The 20,821-nt window shown below is 63.5% G+C and carries 18 protein-coding genes and 2 tRNA genes; 9 read left to right on the top strand and 11 right to left on the bottom strand.

Features of this window, described 5'->3' with window-relative positions:
- The first annotated feature begins 24 nt into the window (after positions 1 to 24).
- Together AC51GR_RS09515 and AC51GR_RS09510 are read left to right on the top strand one after the other, a co-directional pair.
- Positions 25 to 651: a hypothetical protein gene (locus tag AC51GR_RS09515; protein ID WP_496324381.1), complete on the top strand. Its 627-nt coding sequence runs from the start codon at positions 25 to 27 to the stop codon at positions 649 to 651.
- A gap of 28 nt (positions 652 to 679) precedes the next feature.
- Positions 680 to 1,438, top strand: coding sequence for a DUF4190 domain-containing protein (locus AC51GR_RS09510; protein WP_496324380.1), 759 nt, complete (start codon positions 680 to 682; stop codon positions 1,436 to 1,438).
- A gap of 94 nt (positions 1,439 to 1,532) precedes the next feature.
- Here AC51GR_RS09510 and AC51GR_RS09505 read toward each other — a convergent pair whose 3' ends face one another.
- The 11 genes from AC51GR_RS09505 to dnaA all read right to left on the bottom strand — a co-directional run bounded on the left by AC51GR_RS09505 (position 1,533) and on the right by dnaA (position 15,576).
- Entirely contained in the window at positions 1,533 to 2,459 is a 927-nt protein-coding gene (locus AC51GR_RS09505) for an LLM class F420-dependent oxidoreductase (RefSeq protein WP_496324379.1), read from the bottom strand.
- Between the two features lie 228 nt (positions 2,460 to 2,687).
- A tRNA-Ala gene (locus AC51GR_RS09500) sits at positions 2,688 to 2,760 on the bottom strand.
- A gap of 170 nt (positions 2,761 to 2,930) precedes the next feature.
- A tRNA-Ile gene (locus tag AC51GR_RS09495) sits at positions 2,931 to 3,004 on the bottom strand.
- Between the two features lie 67 nt (positions 3,005 to 3,071).
- Positions 3,072 to 4,220, bottom strand: a complete 1,149-nt coding sequence (locus AC51GR_RS09490; RefSeq protein WP_496324378.1) for a DUF3566 domain-containing protein — start codon at positions 4,218 to 4,220, stop codon at positions 3,072 to 3,074.
- A gap of 75 nt (positions 4,221 to 4,295) precedes the next feature.
- On the bottom strand, positions 4,296 to 6,806 hold the full coding sequence (gyrA, locus tag AC51GR_RS09485) for a DNA gyrase subunit A (protein ID WP_496324377.1): 2,511 nt from the start codon (positions 6,804 to 6,806) through the stop codon (positions 4,296 to 4,298).
- Positions 6,807 to 6,851: 45 nt separating this feature from the next.
- On the bottom strand, positions 6,852 to 9,005 hold the full coding sequence (gene gyrB, locus AC51GR_RS09480) for a DNA topoisomerase (ATP-hydrolyzing) subunit B (RefSeq protein ID WP_496324376.1): 2,154 nt from the start codon (positions 9,003 to 9,005) through the stop codon (positions 6,852 to 6,854).
- Positions 9,006 to 9,296: 291 nt separating this feature from the next.
- Positions 9,297 to 9,893, bottom strand: a complete 597-nt coding sequence (locus tag AC51GR_RS09475) for a DUF721 family protein (RefSeq protein ID WP_496324375.1) — start codon at positions 9,891 to 9,893, stop codon at positions 9,297 to 9,299.
- Complete coding sequence (gene recF / locus AC51GR_RS09470; RefSeq protein ID WP_496324374.1) at positions 9,890 to 11,065, bottom strand: DNA replication/repair protein RecF; 1,176 nt, start codon at positions 11,063 to 11,065, stop codon at positions 9,890 to 9,892. Before recF ends, AC51GR_RS09475 begins: the two co-directional genes overlap by 4 nt.
- A 20-nt stretch (positions 11,066 to 11,085) precedes the next feature.
- On the bottom strand, positions 11,086 to 11,979 hold the full coding sequence (gnd, locus tag AC51GR_RS09465; protein ID WP_496324373.1) for a phosphogluconate dehydrogenase (NAD(+)-dependent, decarboxylating): 894 nt from the start codon (positions 11,977 to 11,979) through the stop codon (positions 11,086 to 11,088).
- Positions 11,980 to 12,134: 155 nt separating this feature from the next.
- Positions 12,135 to 13,304, bottom strand: a complete 1,170-nt coding sequence (dnaN, locus tag AC51GR_RS09460) for a DNA polymerase III subunit beta (protein ID WP_496324372.1) — start codon at positions 13,302 to 13,304, stop codon at positions 12,135 to 12,137.
- Between the two features lie 655 nt (positions 13,305 to 13,959).
- A complete protein-coding gene (dnaA, locus tag AC51GR_RS09455) occupies positions 13,960 to 15,576 on the bottom strand; it encodes a chromosomal replication initiator protein DnaA (RefSeq protein ID WP_496324371.1) in 1,617 nt (538 codons plus the stop codon).
- A gap of 442 nt (positions 15,577 to 16,018) precedes the next feature.
- Between dnaA and rpmH the strand changes: the two genes are divergently transcribed.
- From rpmH to AC51GR_RS09420, 7 genes are all read left to right on the top strand, one after another.
- Positions 16,019 to 16,162 (top strand): 50S ribosomal protein L34, encoded by a 144-nt coding sequence (gene rpmH / locus AC51GR_RS09450; RefSeq protein ID WP_495513869.1) that lies wholly within the window; start codon positions 16,019 to 16,021, stop codon positions 16,160 to 16,162.
- 43 nt (positions 16,163 to 16,205) lie between these two features.
- Positions 16,206 to 16,574 carry a ribonuclease P protein component gene (gene rnpA / locus AC51GR_RS09445; RefSeq protein ID WP_496324370.1) on the top strand — a complete coding sequence of 123 codons (369 nt, stop codon included), beginning with the start codon at positions 16,206 to 16,208 and terminating at the stop codon, positions 16,572 to 16,574.
- Positions 16,574 to 16,927, top strand: coding sequence for a membrane protein insertion efficiency factor YidD (yidD, locus tag AC51GR_RS09440; RefSeq protein WP_496324624.1), 354 nt, complete (start codon positions 16,574 to 16,576; stop codon positions 16,925 to 16,927). Before rnpA ends, yidD begins: the two co-directional genes overlap by 1 nt.
- A gap of 18 nt (positions 16,928 to 16,945) precedes the next feature.
- Positions 16,946 to 18,142, top strand: coding sequence for a membrane protein insertase YidC (yidC, locus tag AC51GR_RS09435; protein ID WP_496324369.1), 1,197 nt, complete (start codon positions 16,946 to 16,948; stop codon positions 18,140 to 18,142).
- A 48-nt stretch (positions 18,143 to 18,190) separates the two neighbouring features.
- A complete protein-coding gene (locus AC51GR_RS09430; RefSeq protein ID WP_496324368.1) occupies positions 18,191 to 18,757 on the top strand; it encodes a Jag family protein in 567 nt (188 codons plus the stop codon).
- A 299-nt stretch (positions 18,758 to 19,056) separates the two neighbouring features.
- Entirely contained in the window at positions 19,057 to 19,722 is a 666-nt protein-coding gene (gene rsmG, locus AC51GR_RS09425; RefSeq protein WP_496324367.1) for a 16S rRNA (guanine(527)-N(7))-methyltransferase RsmG, read from the top strand.
- An 11-nt stretch (positions 19,723 to 19,733) separates the two neighbouring features.
- Positions 19,734 to 20,729 (top strand): ParA family protein, encoded by a 996-nt coding sequence (locus tag AC51GR_RS09420; protein ID WP_496324623.1) that lies wholly within the window; start codon positions 19,734 to 19,736, stop codon positions 20,727 to 20,729.
- Positions 20,730 to 20,821 lie beyond the last annotated feature (92 nt).

Below are 20,821 nucleotides of genomic sequence, written 5' to 3'. Positions count from 1 at the left end.
TGGTTCTACCCGAGGAGGTTTTTCATGAGCACGCTCGAATCCGATCTGAAAGCAGTGCGAGACAAGGCGGTCTCCCTGTCCTCCGGTCAGCGCCTGCGACTCGGCACCCACCAGAGCCTGGCCGGCCTGTCGAACGTGACCCGAGGATCGCTCGGCTTGAGCGGTGTCGGCATCCGCAAGACCTTCGACTCCGCGGCCCTTGCCACCCGCGCCACCGGCGCAGCGGCCTGGTCGGGTGCAAAAAAGCTTGGTGCCCAGGCATATTCGAAAGAGGCCGAACTCGCCGCGGACGCCCGTCGCCGGACCGACGAATATCTGCATCGCGCAGCCGACACCTTCCCCGTGCAGATCAGCAATCCGGTCGTGGTCTCGAGTCTGCAGCGAACCGGCCTGGCGGACGCGTTGCCCGAACAGATCGCAACGATCAAACCCTCACGACGACGTCTGAAGATCGCGCTCATCGCAGCCGGTGCCCTGGCGACCGGTGCGGCCGTTTTCGCGGTCTCGCGTCGTCGCCGTCCGCAACCGCCGTCGGTGGCCGCTGCTCCCCCGCGGCTGACCGATGTTCCGGTCGCCGATGAGGTGACACCGGTCCCCGCATCCTCGTCTCCCGCGTCGTCACCGTCATCGAACGGACAGACGGAAAGCTGAAACCGGGCAGACAGGTACCGTGTGATTCGTGAGTGTTGAGAACGGGGACCCAGACCGGCGGCGCAGTGCGCCGGTGCCCGCATGGGAGCAGCGAGGACCTGCGGGTGCGCCGCCTCCCGGCTATCGGCAGCCCCCGCGTGAGGGCACGGGGCCTACCCCGCAGGGTGTGCGCCCGGGACCACCGCCTGTCGATCAGACACCGAACCGCGTCGCACCGCCCGTACCGGGATCCGGTCCGCCACGGGGTGAGCCCTACCGGCCGGCTCCCGGTTGGCCCGGACCGGGACAGCCCGGCCGGCAGCAGCGGCCACCGCAGCAACCACCCCCACAGCAACCACCCCAACGGCGACCACCGCCGCCTGCATCACCGGCTCCCCTGAGCGGACCGGCCGCCGGCATCGGCGTCCCCGTCACCGACGCCGGCAACGCTTATTCACAGACCACCGACCCGGCGGATCGTCGCAACGACAATTACGACAGCTATTCCGCCGACCATCTCGCCGACCCCATCGAGGGTCACGACTCCGGAGCACAGATGACCCCCGCACCCACTTCGCGGGCAAACACGACCAATCGCCTCTCGATCGCGGCGTTGGTCTTGTCCGTGATCGGCGTGACCTTCATCGCCGGGATCATCTGCGGCCACATGGCCCGCGCGCAGATCCGCCAGACCCGCGAGCAGGGCGACGTTTTTGCCATCGCCGCGCTCTGGGTCGGTTACCTGTATCTGGCGGCCTCCGTGCTCGTTCTCGGCGGCTATCTCTACATCGTCGGTACCGGTAGCTGACGCAGGCCACACCCGCTCCACCTTTCGCGATCCGCTCCAGTTGCAGTGCGCTGCAAGTGGAGCGGATCGTTGTTTGTGGAGCAGATGCCGACCATCAGAGTTGGGGCATGACCTTCTCGGCGATGAACTCGATGTGCGCCAGGTCGGTCATGTCGAGCACCTGGAGATAGATCCGCGACGCGCCGGTTTCTGCGAAGGTGCCGATCTTGTCGACGATCTCGGCCGGGGATCCGGCCAGTCCGTTGGTCTTGAGTTCGTCGACGTCCCGGCCGATCTTTGCTGCCCGGCGGGCGACCTCGGCGTCGTCGGCACCCGCGCACACGACCAAAGCGGCGGAGTAGACCAGGTCGTCGGGTGAGCGGCCCCGGTCGGTACAGGCCCGCCGGACGCGATCGAACGCCTCCTGGGCCGTCTGAGCCGACACGAACGGGACGTTGAACTCACTGGCGTACTGCGCGGCCAACGCCGGGGTGCGCTTCTTGCCCTGGCCACCGAGCAGGATCGGCGGCGTCGGACTCTGGACGGGTTTCGGCAGTCCCGGGGAATCGGTCACCGTGTACTGCTCACCGGTATACGAGAACGTCTCCCCCACCGGGGTCGTCCACAGGCCGGTGATGATCGCCAGCGACTCCTCGAGGCGGTCGAACCGCTGACCGAGCGGTGGGAACGGGATGGCATAAGCGTTGTGCTCGGCCTCGAACCAACCGGCGCCGTACCCGAAGTCCACCCGGCCACCCGACATCTCGTCGACCTGCGCGACGGTGATCGCCAACGGCCCCGGATACCGGAACGTCGCAGACGTGACCAACGTGCCCAGTCGGATCGTGGACGTCTCCCTGGCGATGCCGGCGAGTGTGGTCCAGGCGTCCGTCGGCCCGGGCAGCCCTTCGGCATTCATCGCGAGGTAGTGGTCGGAGCGGAAGAAGGCCCCGTATCCCGCTGCCTCTGCGGTCTGGGCCACCGCCAGCTGATCGCGGTAGGTGGCACCCTGCTGTGGTTCGACGAAGACACGTAATTCCATGCCCCTCACTCTTGTCGGAGGGGCCTGGGTCCGCCAACTCGGGGGGCAGCCGGGGTCGGCCTTCCCGCGCGCTCACACGGGCGCTGAGAGGTTGTGCAGCGTCCACGCCGTCATGTTTCACGGGAAACAATCACATTTGTGTGATTTGTTCGCACGGCGGCGATTTCGAAAGACCCGTCAACGCAAAAATGACCACCTCCCCGGATCGGGAAGGTGGTCATTTTTCTGTGGAGCCTAGGAGATTCGAACTCCTGACATCTGCCTTGCAAAGGCAGCGCTCTACCAACTGAGCTAAGGCCCCGGCGCCAGTTCTCACTGACTATTCGGGCAGCCCGTGCCAAATCTCCATCTTGCGGCGAGATTCGGCAAGCAGACCGGCGACCACGAGTGCCAGTGCCGCGGCGGTGATCAAAACGAACTTCATCACGTCCCTTTCGGGTTTTCGTCCGCGGTGTGGACTCATGGTCACAGTGGGCCTAGGAGGACTTGAACCTCCGACCTCTTCGTTATCAGCGAAGCGCTCTAACCGCCTGAGCTATAGGCCCTTGAACCGAAATCAGAGATTACCCGACGTCGGCCCCACACAACAAAACGGCTGGTCAAACGCCCTGTTTAGTCGCGATCTGCGAGTGTGACCTCGAGGCCACCGACCAGATCGGACGACAGGTTGTAGATGAACGAACCAACCGTCGCCAAAGCTGTGAACAACACCACGTTCACCGCGCCGATCAAAGCTGCGATCCCGAACACACCACCAGCGCTGATCTCAAACGACGACTCGGTCTCGGTGTCGCTCGACACCAGGGTTCCGAAGGAGTTGTTGACCTGATCCCAGACACCCATCCCGTCGAGAATGAGATACAGCACGCCGATCGCGATCATCCAGACGAAGAACGAGGCCACCGACAACACGGCCGACACCTTGAACGCCGCCCACGGGTCTATCCGGCGCAGCTGCACCGACGCGCGGAGGGCCGCGCCAACCGGACCGTGCGTCGGGACCGCTGAGATCGCCTGTATCGGCGCCGGAGCGGCTTCTGGATGGTGGATGGCATCGAGGTCCGGGAGCTCCTCCTGGACCAGATCCCGGCGATCGATGTTCCGGGTGGGACCGTCGAGCAATTTCGGAGCCGCCGTGCCGGTGATCACCGGACGTTTGACGGTCTGCGGACCACTTCCCTGCCCCGGAGCGCCCGAACCCGAGGACGGACGACCGGGAGGCGGTCCGGCCGGACCGCGACCCTGGGTGGGAACACCGGGGTGCTGCTGTCCGGCTGCTCCCGGAAGCGGCTGACTGCCGGTGGCGGAAGGCGGCTGACCGGGTCCACCGGCCGGACCCTGCAGAGGGGCCTGTCCCGGTAGCGGTTGCTGACCCTGGGGTGGCTGCTGACCCGGGCCGGGTGCCCCACCCCCGCCACGCTGCCACGGCGGCACACCGCCGGGGCCGGTACCGGCCGGTCGGCCCTGAACCGGGGCCGAAGCCGACGGGGCCGACGGTGGCGACACGACCGGATTTGCCTTGGTCTCGTCGCCACCCGTCTGCACCTTGTTGGGGCCCGTGTCGGCACCCCGCGCCGGCTGATCCTGCACCGAGACCGCCGGGCGCACACCGTTGGTCCCGGCCGCGGGCGGCGTAGCGCCCACACCGTTCGACGACGCCGCGCCCGCTCCGCTCGACGAGGACGGCTTCTGCACTGGCCCAGGGCTCTCGGCCGAGTCGCCTGAGGTCTTCGGGTCCGTGGGCTCGTTGGGTGTGCTCATGCGTTCCTTTGCCTTCGGCTTCGTCTCGCGGAGCGCTCGCCTGCTCCGACCGTTCGGTGCTACTGCTCTGCCGGCCTACTTCTTGCCAGCAGGCCCGGTCTGCTGCTCCACCGGTTCGTCCGGCTCGTCAGCGTTACGGGCAATAGCCAAGAGAGTAGTTCCTTCGTCGAGGTTCATCAGGCGGACGCCCTTGGTTTGGCGCCCGGCCTTGCGAACCTGGCGGGCCGCGGTGCGGATCACACCACCACCCGACGTGATCGCGTAGAGCTCGCTGTCATCGTCGACGATCAGTGCGCCGACCAAGGCACCACGACGCTTGTCGTACTGGATCGTCAACACACCCTTGCCGCCACGGCCCTGGACCGGGTAGTCGTCCATCGCGGTGCGTTTGGCATAGCCACCGGAGGTCGCCACCAGCAGATAGGTGCCCTCACGGACAACGTTCAGCGACAACAACTGGTCGTCGTCGTTGAACCGCATGCCCTGGACACCCGAGGTCTGCCTGCCCATCGGGCGAAGCGCGTCGTCGGTCGCGGAGAACCGGATCGACTGCCCCTTCTTCGAGACCAGCAGCAGATCGTCGTCGGCGCTGCACAGCTGTGCTCCGACGAGTTCGTCCTCGCCGCGCAGGTTGATCGCGAAGATGCCCCCGGAACGATTCGAGTCGAAGTCGACCAGCCGGGACTTCTTGACCAGTCCGTTGACGGTTGCGAGAACCAGGTAGGGCGCATCCTCGTAGCTCTGGATCTGGATGACCTGGGCGATGCGCTCCTCCGGCTGGAAGGCCAGCAGGTTGGCGACGTGCTGTCCACGGGCCGTCCGGTTGGCCTCGGGCAGTTCATATGCCTTGGCCCGGTAGACCCGGCCCTTGGTGGTGAAGAACAGGATCCAGTCGTGCGTGGAGCACACAAAGAAGTGCCGGACGATGTCGTCCTGCTTGAGACCCGCACCCTGCACGCCCTTGCCGCCGCGCTTCTGGCTGCGGTACAGGTCGGTCTTGGTGCGCTTGGCATAGCCGGTCTCGGTGATCGTGACCACCACGTCTTCCCGGGCGATCAGATCTTCATCCGAGACATCTCCGTCTGCGGCAATGATCTTCGTGCGACGTTCGTCGGCGAACTTCTCGACGATCTCGGCCAATTCGTCACGCACGATGGCGCGCTGGCGCTCGGGCCTGGCGAGAATGTCCTGGTAATCGGCGATCTCGACTTCGATCTCCGCCAACTCGTCGACGATCTTCTGTCGCTCCAGGGCAGCGAGGCGGCGCAACTGCATCGCCAGGATCGCGTCGGCCTGGATCTCGTCGACGTCGAGCAGGTCGATCAACCCGGTACGGGCCAGATCAACCGTCTGCGAACGCCGGATGAGTGCGATCACTTCATCAAGTGCATCAAGGGCTTTGACCAGACCACGCAGGATGTGGGCCCGCTCTTCGGCCTTGCGCAGGCGGTACCTGGTCCGCCGGACGATGACCTCGATCTGATGGGCCACGTAGAGCCGAATCATCCTGTCCAACCGCAGGGTTCGCGGCACGCCATCGACGATGGACAGCATGTTCACACCGAAGCTGGTCTGCAGCTGACTGTGCTTGTAGAGGTTGTTCAGGACAACCTTGGCCACCGCGTCACGACGCAGGGTGACCACGATGCGCATACCCACACGATCCGAGGACTCGTCATCAATCTTGCTGATGCCCTTGAGTTTTCCTTCGTTCACCTGCTCGGCGATCGAGAGGATCATGTTGTCCGGGTTCACCTGATACGGGAGTTCGGTGATCACCAGGGTGGTCGCACCCTTGTTCTCTTCGATCTCCACGACACCGCGCATGCGCACACTGCCGCGTCCGGTGGTGTAGGCATCCCGGATACCCTGTCCGCCCACGATGAGTCCCGCGGTGGGAAAGTCCGGTCCCTTGATGGCTTCCATACACGCGGCGAGGGTGGTTTCCTCGTCGGCTTCGTAATTGTCCAGGGCCCAGAAGATGGCATTGGCAACTTCACCGAGGTTGTGCGGCGGGATGTTAGTGGCCATACCGACCGCGATACCGCTCGAACCGTTGATCAGCAGATTGGGGATACGCGACGGCAATACCGTCGGTTCCTGCGTCTTGCCGTCGTAGTTCGGCGTGAAATCGACTGTCTCCTCGGTGATGTCGCGCAGCATCTCCATGGCGAGCGGCGTCAGCCGTGCCTCGGTGTAACGCATGGCGGCGGCGCCGTCGTTGCCACGCGAACCGAAGTTGCCCTGACCGTCAACCAGCGGGTAACGCATCGACCACGGCTGGGCCAGGCGGACCAGGGCGTCGTAGATCGCGGTGTCACCATGGGGGTGGTAATTACCCATCGTCTCGGCAACCGGCTTGGCCGACTTGACGTAGCTGCGGTCCGGGCGGAAGCCGGCGTCGTTCATCGCATAGAGCAGCCGGCGGTGAACCGGCTTGAGGCCGTCGCGAACCTCGGGCAGGGCGCGGCCCACGATGACGCTCATCGCGTAATCGATGTAGCTGCGCTGCATTTCCTGCTGAATGTCTACCGGTTCGATGCGGTCGCCTTCGCCACTGTCGGGCGGCAAGGTGGTGTCGGTCATCGTTTCGCTTTCGTCGTATCAGGTTGATGGGTCGGTGACGGCGGGTCAGACGTCCAGGAAGCGAACGTCTTTCGCGTTGCGCGCGATGAAGCTGCGGCGCGCGACCACGTCCTCACCCATCAACACACTGAACAGCTCATCGGCGGCTGCGGCGTCGTCGAGCGTCACCTGACGGAGGATGCGGACCGCAGGATCCATGGTCGTCTCCCACAGCTCCTTGGCATTCATCTCGCCCAGACCTTTGTAACGCTGGATACCGTCTTCTTTGTTGATCTTCTTGCCGGCCTCGGCGCCCGCCTGCAACAGTCCGTCACGTTCCCGGTCGGAATAGGCGAACTCCGGTGCGGCGCCCTTCTGCCACTTGAGCTTGTACAACGGGGGCTGGGCCAGATAGACGTGACCGTGCTCGACCAACGGCCGCATGAAACGGAACAGCAGGGTCATCAGCAACGTCGAGATGTGTTGTCCGTCAACGTCTGCGTCGGCCATCAACACGATCTTGTGGTACCGCAGCTTGGAGATGTCGAACTCGTCGTGGATACCGGTGCCGAACGCCGTGATGATCGACTGGACCTCGGTGTTCTTGAGAACCCGGTCGATCCGCGCCTTCTCGACGTTGATGATCTTTCCGCGAAGCGGCAAAATCGCCTGGTACATCGAGTCGCGACCGGATTTGGCGCTACCACCGGCCGAGTCGCCCTCCACGATGTAGACCTCACACTTGCTGGGGTCCTTGCTACGGCAATCAGCGAGTTTGCCCGGCAGACCGCCGATGTCGGTTGCGCTCTTGCGGCGCACCAACTCTCGCGCTTTTCGGGCGGCCAGGCGGGCCTGTGCGGAGTCGAGCGCCTTCTTGATGATGATCTTGGCCTCGGCCGGATTCGCCTCGAACCAGTGTGAGAGGTGTTCGTTGCTCACCTTCTGCACAAAGCTCTTGACCTCGGTGTTACCGAGTTTGGTCTTGGTCTGACCCTCGAACTGGGGTTCGGCGACCTTCACCGAGATGACCGCGGCCAAACCCTCGCGGATGTCATCACCGGTGAGTTTGCCGTCTTTTTCTTTGACCAGCTTCTTGTCGAGCGCGTAGCGGTTGACGGTGGTTGTCAGCGCCGCGCGGAAACCCTCTTCGTGCGTACCACCCTCATGGGTGTTGATGGTGTTGGCGAAGGTGTGCACCGATTCGGCATAACCGTTGTTCCACTGCATGGCCACCTCGAGCTCGTGGCCCGGGCCTTTCGCGGTGAAGCTCACGATCGACTGGTGGACCGCCTGCTTGGTCCGGTTCAGGTGGGCCACAAAATCTTCCAGACCACCCGGGTAGTGGTAGGTGCGGGTGCGCTTCTTCTTGCTGTGGACCTCGGGCTTGCCCTCGGCATCGACGACCATGTCGTCGGCGAGCTCGGTGTTCTCTGCCTCTTCGGCCAGTTCGTCTTCGGACTTGGGTGCTTCGGCGATCTCGACATCGTCGGCGTCCCCGACCGCAACGGTGGCCGGGCGCTCATCGGTCAGTGTGATGGTCAGGCCCTTGTTGAGAAAGGCCATTTCCTGCAGTCGCCGCGCGATGGTGTCGAAGTTGTAGGCGGTCGTCTCGAAGATCGAGTCATCGGCCCAGTACCGGACCAGGGTGCCGGTCTTCTTTGTGGGCGCGCCCTTGACCAGCGGCTCTGGAACTGCCTTCTTGTAGGTCTGGGACCAGTTGAAGCCGTCCCGCGCGATCTCGAGTTCGACCCTGGTCGACAGGGCGTTGACCACCGAGATACCGACACCGTGCAGACCGCCGGAGACGGCGTAGGAGTCGGAGTCGAACTTGCCACCGGCATGGAGCTGCGTCATGACGACCTCGACGGTCGGGACGCCGGTCTTGTGCATCTCCACCGGAATTCCACGGCCGTCATCAACGACCTGAACGGCGCCATCGGCCCGCAGGGTGACATCGACACGCGTGGCGTAGCCGGCCATCGCCTCATCGACAGAGTTGTCGACAACTTCCCAGATCAGATGGTGGAGTCCGCGTTCCCCGGTGGATCCGATATACATACCGGGCCGCTTCCGGACCGCCTCGAGACCCTCGAGGATGCTGATCGAGTCTGCACCGTATTCGCTGTTCCCCTTCTTTTTTGCCGGGGCTTTCTTTGCCGGTTCCGGGGTCTTCGCCGGTTCCGAGGCTGCCGGTTCTTGGGGTTCGGTGCTGTCGGCCACGAGTGCGTCCGCTCCTTACATCGCCATTGAGTCACACCACGCAGGACGCCACCCGGCAGTCACAATCTCTGCCTGTTCCGGGGGTTCTCCACGCGGCGGGTCTACCCCGGTTCGGGGCAACTCTCCACATACTACTGGGTGAGGCGACAAGAGATAGCCCTGCCGCACCCCTCACGTCTCTTCTGGCGGATTTTTTCGACGCAGACCTAGTCTGACCGACAACTTCGGGGTCCAACGTTCATTGCGACGGCTTTCTCGCCCTTTTGCCGACATCGGACCCCGCCGGCGGTTCTATCCGTAGGTGTCCCGCGGTCCGCGACCGCGGACGTGGCGTTCACCCTTACGCCAGGACGGGGCCTGCGGACCGGTGATCCGCAGGCTGGTCACCACGTTGTCGCCCACCACCGCAGCGATCTTCGCGATGATCTGGGCCTGGACCAACCGTAATTGGGTAGCCCACGCCGTTGACTCGGCGGTCACGTGTAAAACCTTGTCCTGCAGTGCTTTCGGTTGAGCGTGCGAAGAGATCTCTTCACCGACGATGCGGTCCCAGGATCCGAAGACGGTACCTTCGCTGATCTTGTCACTCCAGCCGCGGCGCCCCGCCAGACCGCCCACGAGCCGCCCGAACGGCTGCGGGTCGTACTGATCCGGGCCCGCACCGGTCCAGGTGCGACGGGCCGGGCGACGTGATCCTGGCTTGCGGGCGGCCGGCGAGGCCCGGCCCTGACCTACCGATTTCCCGGCCGCCCGGGCTGCCGCGCGGGCATCCTCGAGCGCCTTGCGGGCCATGTCATAGCCACTCGGGCCCGGATTTTTGTTGCCCGGTTCGCCGTCCTGCGGCGTGTCGGCACCACCGGTTGTTCGATTCGAATCGCTCTCGGTCATCCCTGTACCACCAACTCTGAGGTCCGAACACCTTCGGATTCGACAATGTTGACCGCGACGGTGCGGCCACCGATCTGCGCGGGGATGTCGTCGGCCACCGCTGCGGTCACCAGGACCTGTTCGGCACCTTCGGCCACCTCGACCAACTTCTCCCGGCGTTTGGCGTCGAGTTCGGCGAACACATCGTCGAGCATGAGCACCGGTTCGACCCCATCTGCCCGGGCCAATTCGACCGACCCCAGCCGCAGCGAGAGCGCCATCGACCACGATTCCCCGTGACTGGCGAAGCCCTTGGCGGGTTCGTTGCCCAACATCAGATCGATGTCGTCTCGATGCGGACCGACCAGGCACACACCCCGTTCGATCTCTTTCTTACGCAGCATCGCCAGATCATTGAGCATCACCGCTTCGATGTATTCGACGTCGGCCTTCTCCCCGGCCGCCGGGATCACATTCTCCGACACCGACGAACGGTACAACAGCGATGCCGGTCGTGATTGTGGTGCGATGGTCGAATATGCCTGGCGGACATGGGGTTCGAGCTCAGCCACCAGATCGATCCGGGCCGCGGTCACCTGCGACCCGTATTCGGCGAGCTGAGCGTCCCAGACGTCGAGGGTGCTGATCACCGAATCGGCCTCACCCCCGCCACGCCGCAGTGCCGCCGACGCGGTCTTGAGCAGTGCCGCCCGTTGGCGCAGCACCCGGTCGTAGTCGGCCTTGGCCGCGGCCCATCGCGGACCGCGCCCGGCGGTCAGTTCGTCGGCAAAGCGTCGTCGCTCCCCCGGATCGCCACGGACCAGCGACAGGTCTTCGGGCGCGAACATCACGGTCCGCAGGATCCCGAGGATGTCCCGCGGACGACGGCGCGGTGCACCGTTGATCGCCGCCTTGTTGGCCTTGGCCGCGACGATCAGCAGATCGACGGTCAGTTCACGCCCGTCGTTTTCCACGGTCGCCGACAACCTCGCCTGCTCCGCACCAGACCTGATCAACGGCGCATCGGTGCTGACCCGATGCGAGCGCAGGCCCGACAAGTAATACAGGGCCTCGAGTAGATTCGTCTTGCCGAAGCCATTCCTGCCGACGAAAAGCGTTGTTCCAGGGGTCAATTCGACGGACACCTGCTCCCAGGAACGGAAATCGTGCAGCGTCAGATTACGGACATACACCTCGTCGGATCAACTCCCGGTCATGTCGTCGACTTCTGGACCACCGAGTGTCCACCGAATTGTTGCCGCAGTGCGGACACCGCCTTGAGGGCAGGCGAGCCACCCTCTTGACGGGAGGCGAAGCGGGCGAACAGTGCTGCAGAGATCACGTTGGCCGGTACCGAATGCTTGACCGCTTCCTCGACGGTCCAGCGTCCTTCACCGGAATCGGTTGTGTAATGGGAGATTTCGGAAAGTCCCGGATCTTCTTGTAGGGCCTTCACCAACAGTTCGAGCAGCCAGGAGCGCACGACGGTGCCGTTGGTCCAGGCCCGCAGCGTTCCGGTGACGTCTTCGATCAGTGGTTCGGCGTCGAGGATTTCGTAGCCCTCACCATAGGCGTGCATCAGTCCGTATTCGATCCCGTTGTGCACCATCTTGGCGTAGTGACCTGCGCCGACCGGGCCGGCGTGGACGAATCCATCGGCGCGTTCGCCCGGCGGGCGCAGGGCGTCGAAGATCGGCATCGCCCGCTCGACGTCGTCCTTGGCGCCGCCGCACATCAATCCGTAACCGTTTTCCAGGCCCCACACACCGCCGGACACACCACAGTCGATGTAATTGATTCCGTTGGCCGCCAACAGTTCTGCGTTCACGGCATCATCGGTGTATTTCGAGTTCCCACCGTCGATGACCAGATCTCCGGGGGACAGGGTGTCGGCGAGCACACGTACGGTCGATCGGGTGGCCTCACCCGAGGGCACCATCACCCAGACGATCCGCGGCGTGGCAAGCGCGCTTGCGAGCTCGGCGAGCGAGGTCACATCCGTCACGTCCGGTCTCGGATCGTAACCCACCACCTCGATGCCGGCGTCCCGGAGCCGGGTGCGCATGAAGCCACCCATTTTTCCCAGTCCCACCAAACCCAATTGCATGGTCGTCCCCATCTTCGTGCCGATCACGGTGCTCGCAGTCAATCCCGGTCGGGGGGACGTCGAGGTCTCACCCGACCCTCCGGCGCCTCCCTCATTCTCATCGAGACCGATCAGATATGCGCAGCTCGCCGCCCGGGCACCGCAGGTCAGGCAACTCAGCCGGGCAGACGAACCGGCATCAGCAGATAGGTGTACTCACTGTTCGGTGCAGCGTAGGCACCGTTGCCGTCAGGAGACGGCTCATTTTCGGACCCCGGACGCAGCACGGCAGGCCGTGAGGGGGTGGTGAATCCGAAGTCGACCGATGACGAGTGCAGCGAACTCAGCCCATCGAGCAGATATCCCGGATTGAAGGCGATGGTCAGCGGTTCGCCGTAGAACTTCACGTCGACCTGCTCCTCGGCGCGGCCGGCATCATCGCCGCCGGCGGTCAGCAGCACGGAATCCTCACCGAACTCCAGACGCACCTGGGCGCCACGCTCAGCGACCAGGGCGACACGTTTGATGGCCTCGGTGAGCGGCGCGATCTCGATCGAGGCCACGGAGGTGTGGGTGGCCGGGAGCAACTGCCGGAACTTGGGGAACTCGGCATCGAGCAGACGGGTGGTGGTCCGGCGGCCGGAACCGACGATGCCCAGAAGCCCATCGGCGCCGATGCTGCCACCGGAACCGAACGCCAGTCCGACAGCCGAGCTGCCGTCGGCACCCGCAGTTTTTGCCGCTTCCGACAAGGTTTTGGCCGGGACGAGGACCGCGGAGGTCGTGTCAGGCACCTCAGGGGTCCAGGTGAGCTCGCGAACGGCCAGCCGGAACCGGTCGGTCGCGGCCAGGACCACGGTGGTGCCATCGATCTCGAGCCGGATTCCGGTGAGCATCGGCAAGGTGTCGTCGCGCCCGGCTGCGATGGCAACCTGCGTGATCGCCTCGGAGAACACATCGGCCGGGATGGAGCCGGTTTTGTCAGGAACATCAGGGAGCTGGGGGTAGTCCTCGACCGGCATGGTGGGCAGCGAGAACTTCGCACTGCCGCAGACGATGGCTACGCGGGTGCCGTCGAGCTGGACATCGACGGGCTTGGCAGGCAGGGCGCGGGTGATATCGGCCAGCAACTTGCCCGAGACCAGGACCTGACCCTCATCAGCAACTTCTGCCGAGACGTTGACCTGCGCAGATACTTCGAAATCGAATCCTGATACGGACAAACCCGCATCTGTGACCGTCAGCAGGACGCCACCTAGCACCGGTACCGGCGGTCGGCTGGGCAGACTGCGCGCAACCCACGCGACCGAATCTGCAAACTCGTCACGAGTCACCCGAAACTTCATAGTCTCCAGCTTGCCCTTCTTGATTGAACTTTCCGATGCGCAACAGATTGCCTGCGGACGCAGAACATCAGACGAGCGCAGGCGTCAGGGTCTCCACTCTAGGGCCGATCCCAAGTATTCGGTGCCGATGGGGGTGCCCAGTGCCATCGAACGGTCGATCGCCGGGATCGTGTGTGGAGCAACTTGTGCACAGCCCCACTTTTAAAGAGATTTGTTGATGGATAAATTCGTAGTAGTAGTAGGCACTGTGAATTTGTGGACAGCTACCAAATTTGCCAGGTAGGACCCCCTGAGGGGTTGGTAGCGAATTCTTGGCCATTCGTGGAACAACATGGCCGGCATGTGAACAGTCCTCGGTGTTTGCCGGAACGTTCAGTGGTTATCCACAGAAAATCGGAGTTATCCACTGAGTTGTACACAGGCTCGCGGCGCCGAGGTCACCCTCTTTTTGTGAGACGACACGACCGGCGAAGTCTCGATGTGAGGTTGAGAGTGGCTTCGGTCCGAGCTGATCGGGGGCCGACGAACAGCTTCGGCGGGCAGCTCTGGATGTGGTTTCGGCCGGCGTTGACACAGCGCCACGCAGGCAATGACAAAACAGCGGGCGGCCATCAGGCCGCCCGCTGTGGGGGGTTCTATCGGTGGTGCTGCGCCGCTAGCGGCGTGAGCGCTGCTTGATCCGTGCGGTCAGCTCCTGGACCTGGTCGTAGACGCGTCTACGCTCGGCCATTTCCTTACGGATCTTCTTGTCGGCGTACATCACCGTCGTGTGGTCACGATCGAACGTCTCACCGATCTTCGGCAAGGAGAGGTCCGTGAGTTCCCGACACAGGTACATGGCGATCTGGCGGGCCTGTGCGATTGATCGGGTCTTACCCGGCCCACGCAGTTCCTCGATGCTGATGTCGAAGTACTCGGCGTTGACGGCCAGGATCGTCGCTGCGGTGATCTCCAGGCTTGCCGAGTCCGGGAGCAGGGCCTGGAGCACCACGTCGGCGAGCGCGGTGTCGAGCTCGGAGTGGTTCAGCGACGCGAACGCGGTCACGCGGATGAGCGCACCTTCGAGTTCGCGGATGTTCCGCTCGATCTTCGACGCGATCAGCTCGAGCACATCGTCGGGTACCCGGATCTGATCCATCTGCGCCTTCTTGCGCAAAATGGCGATGCGGGTTTCGAGCTCCGGCGGCTGGACATCGGTGATCAGACCCCATTCGAAGCGGGTGCGAAGCCGATCCTCAAGCGTTGCAAGCTGTTTGGGAGGACGATCGGACGAGACGACAATCTGTTTGTTCGCGTTGTGAAGGGTATTGAAGGTGTGGAAGAACTCTTCCTGGATACCTTCCTTGCCCTCCAGGAACTGGATGTCGTCGACGAGGAGCACGTCCATGTCGCGGTACCGGCGCTTGAAGGCCACCCGGCGGTCATCACGGAGCGAGTTGATGAAGTCGTTGGTGAACTCTTCGGTGGAGACGTACTTCACCCGCATTCCGGGGAACAGTCGCTGCGCGTAATGACCGGCCGCGTGGAGCAGGTGGGTCTTGCCCAGTCCTGACTCACCCCAGATGAAGAGCGGGTTGTATGCACGTGCCGGCGCTTCGGCGATGGCCACGGCCGCGGCATGGGCAAAACGGTTCGAGGCACCGATGACAAAGGTGTCGAAGGTGTACTTCGAGTTCAGGCTCGAGTCGCCACTCGAATCCGACTTCGACGATGCCGCGGAGAAGTATCCGGACCACTCGGCGGCCCCGGTGCGACCGAGATCACGGTCGCGGGAGGCGAAGGTCTCGGGCGGCAGCGGCGGAACGGAATGTAGGTATCTGCTGTCACCCTCTTCCGGGCGCGCGACTCCGGAGCCGGCGGGGTCGGTCGGCACCTGGCCGGGGCCGGGCCCGACTGCCGGTTGCCCGACAGGAGCCTTTTTGTTCTCGGCCCGCTCCGATTTCGCCCGATCTGCCTCGTACGGATCGAAGAGTGTGTCGGCGGCGGCGATCGGATCGATCCGCACACCGAGATCGACCGAATAGCCCAGATGCCGGCTCAGCGCGGTGACGATCGGTTCACGGAGTCCGCGTTCGATCTGTTCCTGCACACGCTGGGTGGGAACGGTCAGCAGTGCGAAGCCCTCGGCAAGCGTCAGCGGGCGGACGAGTGAGAGCCAGGCCTTCTGCTGTTTTGAGAGTGGAAGTCGGTTCCCGGTGCTGTCATCGTTGAGCTCGGTTACGACTTTGTTCCAGATCACTGTGAAAGAATCGTGATCGGAATCGGCTGGCATGGTCATCCCTCCTGGTGGGTTCGTCACCTATTGTCCACACCGTTATCCACAGGTGTGGAACAACAGCGAGACAACAGCGAACCCCAGATGGGTGATCGCGATTCCGCCCCGGGTGGATAGCTTCGGTGAAGTTAACAGACATTGGTCAGGGGTCACAACCGAAAACCACATGTTGCAGGTAAAGGCAAGAATCCGATGCCGTGAGGCGTGTCGATGGTCGATGTCGCAGGTCGGGGGCGGTTCGTACTTTCAGCGGCGGTTTGACCCGCCCGCCCGTCGTCAGTAGTCTCGAACGGTCGCCAAACGTCGATTCCGGCCGCGGTGAGTAAACCTGTACAAAGGTTGCTCAGCATCCGATGCTTCGAGGTAGCGAACAGACCACCGATTAACAAGCTGGGCTCAAATTGTGTAAGCGAGCCCATCACCATGAGGAGATTTGGCCGTGGCCAAGGGCAAGCGGACTTTCCAACCGAACAACCGTCGTCGTTCACGTGTGCATGGCTTCCGCCTGCGCATGCGGACCCGCGCTGGACGCGCGATCGTCAACGCACGTCGTGGCAAGGGACGCTCGAGCTTGACGGCCTGAGTCGGCACGGCACCGCAGCCCGCGTAGCAGGCCGCAGCAACTCGTGTTGGCTCCGCCCAACCGGATCACCCGGCGATCGGACTTCACCCGCACTCTGAAAAATGGGGTGCGGGTTGGTCGGCGTGATGTGGTTGCGCATGTCTACAGGCCGTCGCACCCGGACTTTGTCACCACCGGCGGACCACGGATCGGATTGATCGTGGGCAAGTCGGTGGGCAATTCCGTGACCCGCCACGCGGTGTCACGCCGGCTGCGTGCGGCCTCTCGGCCGTTGCTTGCCCAGTGTGAGCCGTCCACAATGGTGGTTGTCCGGGCGTTGCCCGGCAGTGCCACCTGTTCGGAGTCAGAGTTGGAACAGCAACTTGTCGGTGCATTGAGCAAGGCGCAACGCCGCATCGAATCGACGGCGTGATGAGCTCGGTAGCGGGTCTTCGTCACGCGGTGGCGATGTGGCCGCGCCGGGCTGTCATCTTCTTGATCGAGCTCTACCGCACGTGGGTCTCCCCCATGCGGCTACCGACCTGCCGTTTTGAACCCAGCTGCAGTACCTACGCCGTCGAGGCACTGACCGAATTCGGATTCTTCCGAGGCGGGCTGTTGTCCATCGTGCGGCTCGCCAAATGTGGACCCTGGCACAAACCGGGCTACGACCCGATCCCCGAGCGCCGCTGTCGGCGCCAGGCTGAACCCGATGATTATGCGACATCGGGCAGCCCGCGGGATCCGGCTCAAACTTCTTCGGCTGTAGAGCCGATTGTGTTGTAACAGTGAGGAACTGACGACGTGCTCGATTTCATTTACTGGCCGGTTTCGGCGATCATGTGGGTATGGCATTGGCTGTTCAGCAAAGTCCTGCCGGATAGCTCGGGCTGGGACGGAATTGCCTGGGCACTGTCCGTCATCTTCCTGGTCTTCACTCTCCGCGCGATTCTGTACAAGCCGTTTGTGAAGCAGATCCGCACCACGCGGAAGATGCAAGAGATCCAGCCGCAGATGCAGGCGATCCGCAAGAAGTACGGCAAAGACCGGGTCAAGATGACCGAGGAGATGCAGAAGCTCCAGAAGGAGCACGGGTTCAACCCACTCCTCGGCTGCCTGCCGATGCTCGCGCAGATCCCGGTGTTCATCGGTCTGTTCCACGTGCTGCGGTCGTTCAACCGGATGGGTACCGGTTTCGGTCAGCTGGGCATGACGGCCGAAGAGACCCGGAACACCTCCAACTACATCTTCAGTCCTGAGCTCGTTCAGAACTTCCTCGACGCCCGGTTGTTCGGTGTGCCCCTGTCGGCAGCGATCAGCCAGCCGGAAACCGAATGGGTGGCATTCAGCCCTACCGGCGTCGTCGACTTCACCCGCGCGAACATCATCTGGCTGGTGATCCCGCTGGTGATCGTCTCCTCCATCGCGACGCACATGAACTCGCGGGCCTCGGTGGCTCGTCAGAGCGAAGCGGCCCTGGAGAACCCGCAGACGCGGATCATGAACAACCTCGCGCTCTACGTCTTCCCCCTGGGCATCCTGGTGTCCGGCGCCTTCTTCCCCGTCGCGATCCTCCTGTACTGGGTCTCGAACAACCTCTGGACCTACGGTCAGCAGCACCTCGTCTTCGGTCGTATCGAGAAAGAAGAAGAAGAAGAGAAGGCTGCAAAGCTGGAGAAGCGCTCACAGAATGCCCCCAAGCCAGGCGCCAAGCCGGGTGTGTCCGGCAAGCCGAAGCCGGGTGCAAAGCCGGTCAAGGGCAAGGCCGTCGACACCACGAAGGCCGATGCTGTCGATCTGTCCAAGGGGAAGTCAGACGCCGACGCCACCGCAGTGGACGCCGCCGCAGCCGACGGCACGACCGGGTCCAAGGATTCCCCGGTGGTGAAGCAGACCCCGGACAAGTCCAAGGCCGCCGGCTCCCCCGCTTCGAATAATGCGAAGAAGCCTGCCGGTGGACGCCCGAGCGGCAACCAGCCACGACGTAAGAAAAGGCGCTGACACGATGCGCGGTCAGCTCCCCGGAACAGTACAAAGCGAGGTAATGCGATGAGTGCAGAGGCCAAAGACGTCGCTGTCGAAGACGTGAACGAAGAGACTACGGCCGACGACACCGCTGCCGAGTTGGCGTCGGATGAGTCGGAGATGTCCGACGAGGAGCGGTTGGTAGAAGAAGGCGAGATCGCCGGCGACTACCTCGAGCAACTGCTCGACGTCCTCGACTTCGACGGAGACATCGATCTCGACGTCGACGGAGATCGTGCAATCGTCAGCATCGACGGTGGCTCCGATCTCGGGAAGCTGGTCGGCAAGAACGGTGAGATCCTCGATGCACTCCAGGAGCTGACGCGGCTGGCGGTGCAGCGCACCACCGGAGATCGCAGTCGGCTCATGCTGGACGTGGCACGGTGGCGTGCCGATCGTCGGGAGCGGTTGGCCAAGCTGGGTACCGAGGTCGCCGAGCGCGTCCTCGAGAATGGTGAGCGCGAGACGCTGGATCCGATGTCCCCCTTCGAGCGCAAGATCGTCCACGACGCGGTCGCCGCTGTCGAGGGTGTGTACTCCGAGAGCGAAGGCACCGAGCCCAACCGCCGTGTTGTAGTCCTCAAGTCCTGATCTTCCAGTGTTCGACTGCAATGGGCCCCGGCGGTTTCGCCGGGGCCCATTGCGTTGTTGATACTTGGTGTTGGGTGGACGGAAGTGCTCGCGCCGTCTCGGTGTTCGGCGGCTGGGCGACCAGGACCGGAATGGTCTCGCTCTCCCCCACTGTTCACTGTGCCGACCATCGCTCCCCGGGCGATGGTCGGGAGACTTTAGACTCGCACCATTAGTTACACCGATGTAGTTTGCTTGTCCGCGGTTCGGTGCTCCGCACCAGAACGCGGTGATGTTTCACGTGAAACGGAGGATGAACGTTGTCAGCAGAGTTCGAGGGTCCCGAGGGTGAGAAGACACTGGCGGCCACCCGGGCAGTGTTCGGTGAGCGGTTGCCGCTCGCGGAACGGTATTGGTCGAGTCTGGCCGGCGCGGGAGTCGAGCGAGGGCTGATCGGACCGCGGGAAGTGGACCGCCTCTGGATACGTCACGTGTTGAATTGCGCCGTGATGGGAGACCTCCTCGCCGACGGCGAGAATGTGGTCGATATCGGCAGCGGAGCCGGACTGCCTGGCATTGCCGTGGCCATCGCGAAGCCGTCCGTGCGGATGACGTTGGTGGAGCCCCTCTTGCGCCGAGCGACCTTCTTGGAAGAAGTCGTCGCGGAGCTCGAGCTCGATGTGCGGGTTGTCCGTGGGCGGGCCGAGGAAAAGGAAGTCAAGAAGACAGTCGGCGGTGCCGATGTCGTGACGTCGCGTGCGGTCGCCCCACTGGACCGCTTGGCCAAGTGGTGTGTTCCCCTACTGCGGCCCGGGGGCCGGCTGCTGGCGATCAAAGGATCGTCCGCTGCGGACGAGATCTCTGAGCATCAGGGAACGCTGGGCCGGATTGGACTGTCGAACCTTCATGTTGAAACGTGCGGTTCTGAGATACTCGAAACGCCGACAACAGTCGTTGTTGCCACTCGAATTGGTGGACGTCGGTGACAGAGCGCAGAATGTTCGGTAGGCGTAGCCGAAGGAGCGAAAGCGTGTCCAATGAACCGTATGTTTCACGTGAAACAGTTTCACGTGAAACCACCGGATATGAGGCCAGACCCCAAACCCATTACGACACCCCTATCGCTGCGGCGGCAGAGCGTGCGAGCCGGGTGCTGACCCCGGGAGGGTCGGGTTCACTCCCCCGCCCCCCGCGCACCCGGATCATGACAATCGCCAATCAGAAGGGCGGCGTCGGTAAGACCACCACGGCGGTCAACCTTGCCGCCGCACTGGCCGTACATCAGCTTCGGGTTCTGGTGATAGACCTGGACCCCCAGGGCAACGCGAGCACAGCGCTGGGTGTGGATCACCGTTCCGGCGTTCCGTCGGTCTACGAACTCTTGATCGGCGAGGTCGCGTTCGCTGACACGATCGTCCAGAGCTCGTCTTACGAGAACCTCTTCTGTGTCCCGGCGACGTTGGATCTGGCAGGCGCGGAGATCGAGCTGGTCTCGATGGTGGCGCGGGAGAACCGTCTACGCAACGCACTCGACCGGGAGACCCTCGATCGGTATGACTTCGACTTCATCCTCATCGATTGCCCGCCGTCACTGGGCTTGCTGACCATCAACGCGATGGTGGCTGCCCAAGAGGTGTTGATCCCGATCCAGTGTGAGTACTACGCGCTCGAGGGCGTGAGCCAATTGCTCTCGAACATCAACCTGGTGCAGGCCCACCTCAACCCCGCACTGCACGTGTCGACCGTTGTTCTGACGATGTATGACGGCCGGACAAAACTCGCCGACCAGGTCGCTGAGAGCGTCCGCGCGCACTTCGGTGACCGAGTCCTCAACACGATCATTCCGCGCAGCGTGAAGGTCTCTGAGGCCCCGGGATACGGCAGCACAATCATTGAGTACGACCCGGGTTCCCGTGGAGCGATGAGCTACCTGGACGCCGGTCGTGAATTGGCAATGCGATCCGTTCAAGATGATGTGGAGGGCCGGCAGTGACCGACGACAAGAACTCTTCGAAAGCGACTCCTACGAAAGCCCCGGGAGCAGGCAAGCCGGCGAAGGCAGCGCCCCGCAAGGGCGGTCTTGGA

This window comes from Williamsia sp. z71, from assembly GCF_059553375.1.
This window is presented reverse-complemented; position numbering and strand designations above follow the sequence as displayed.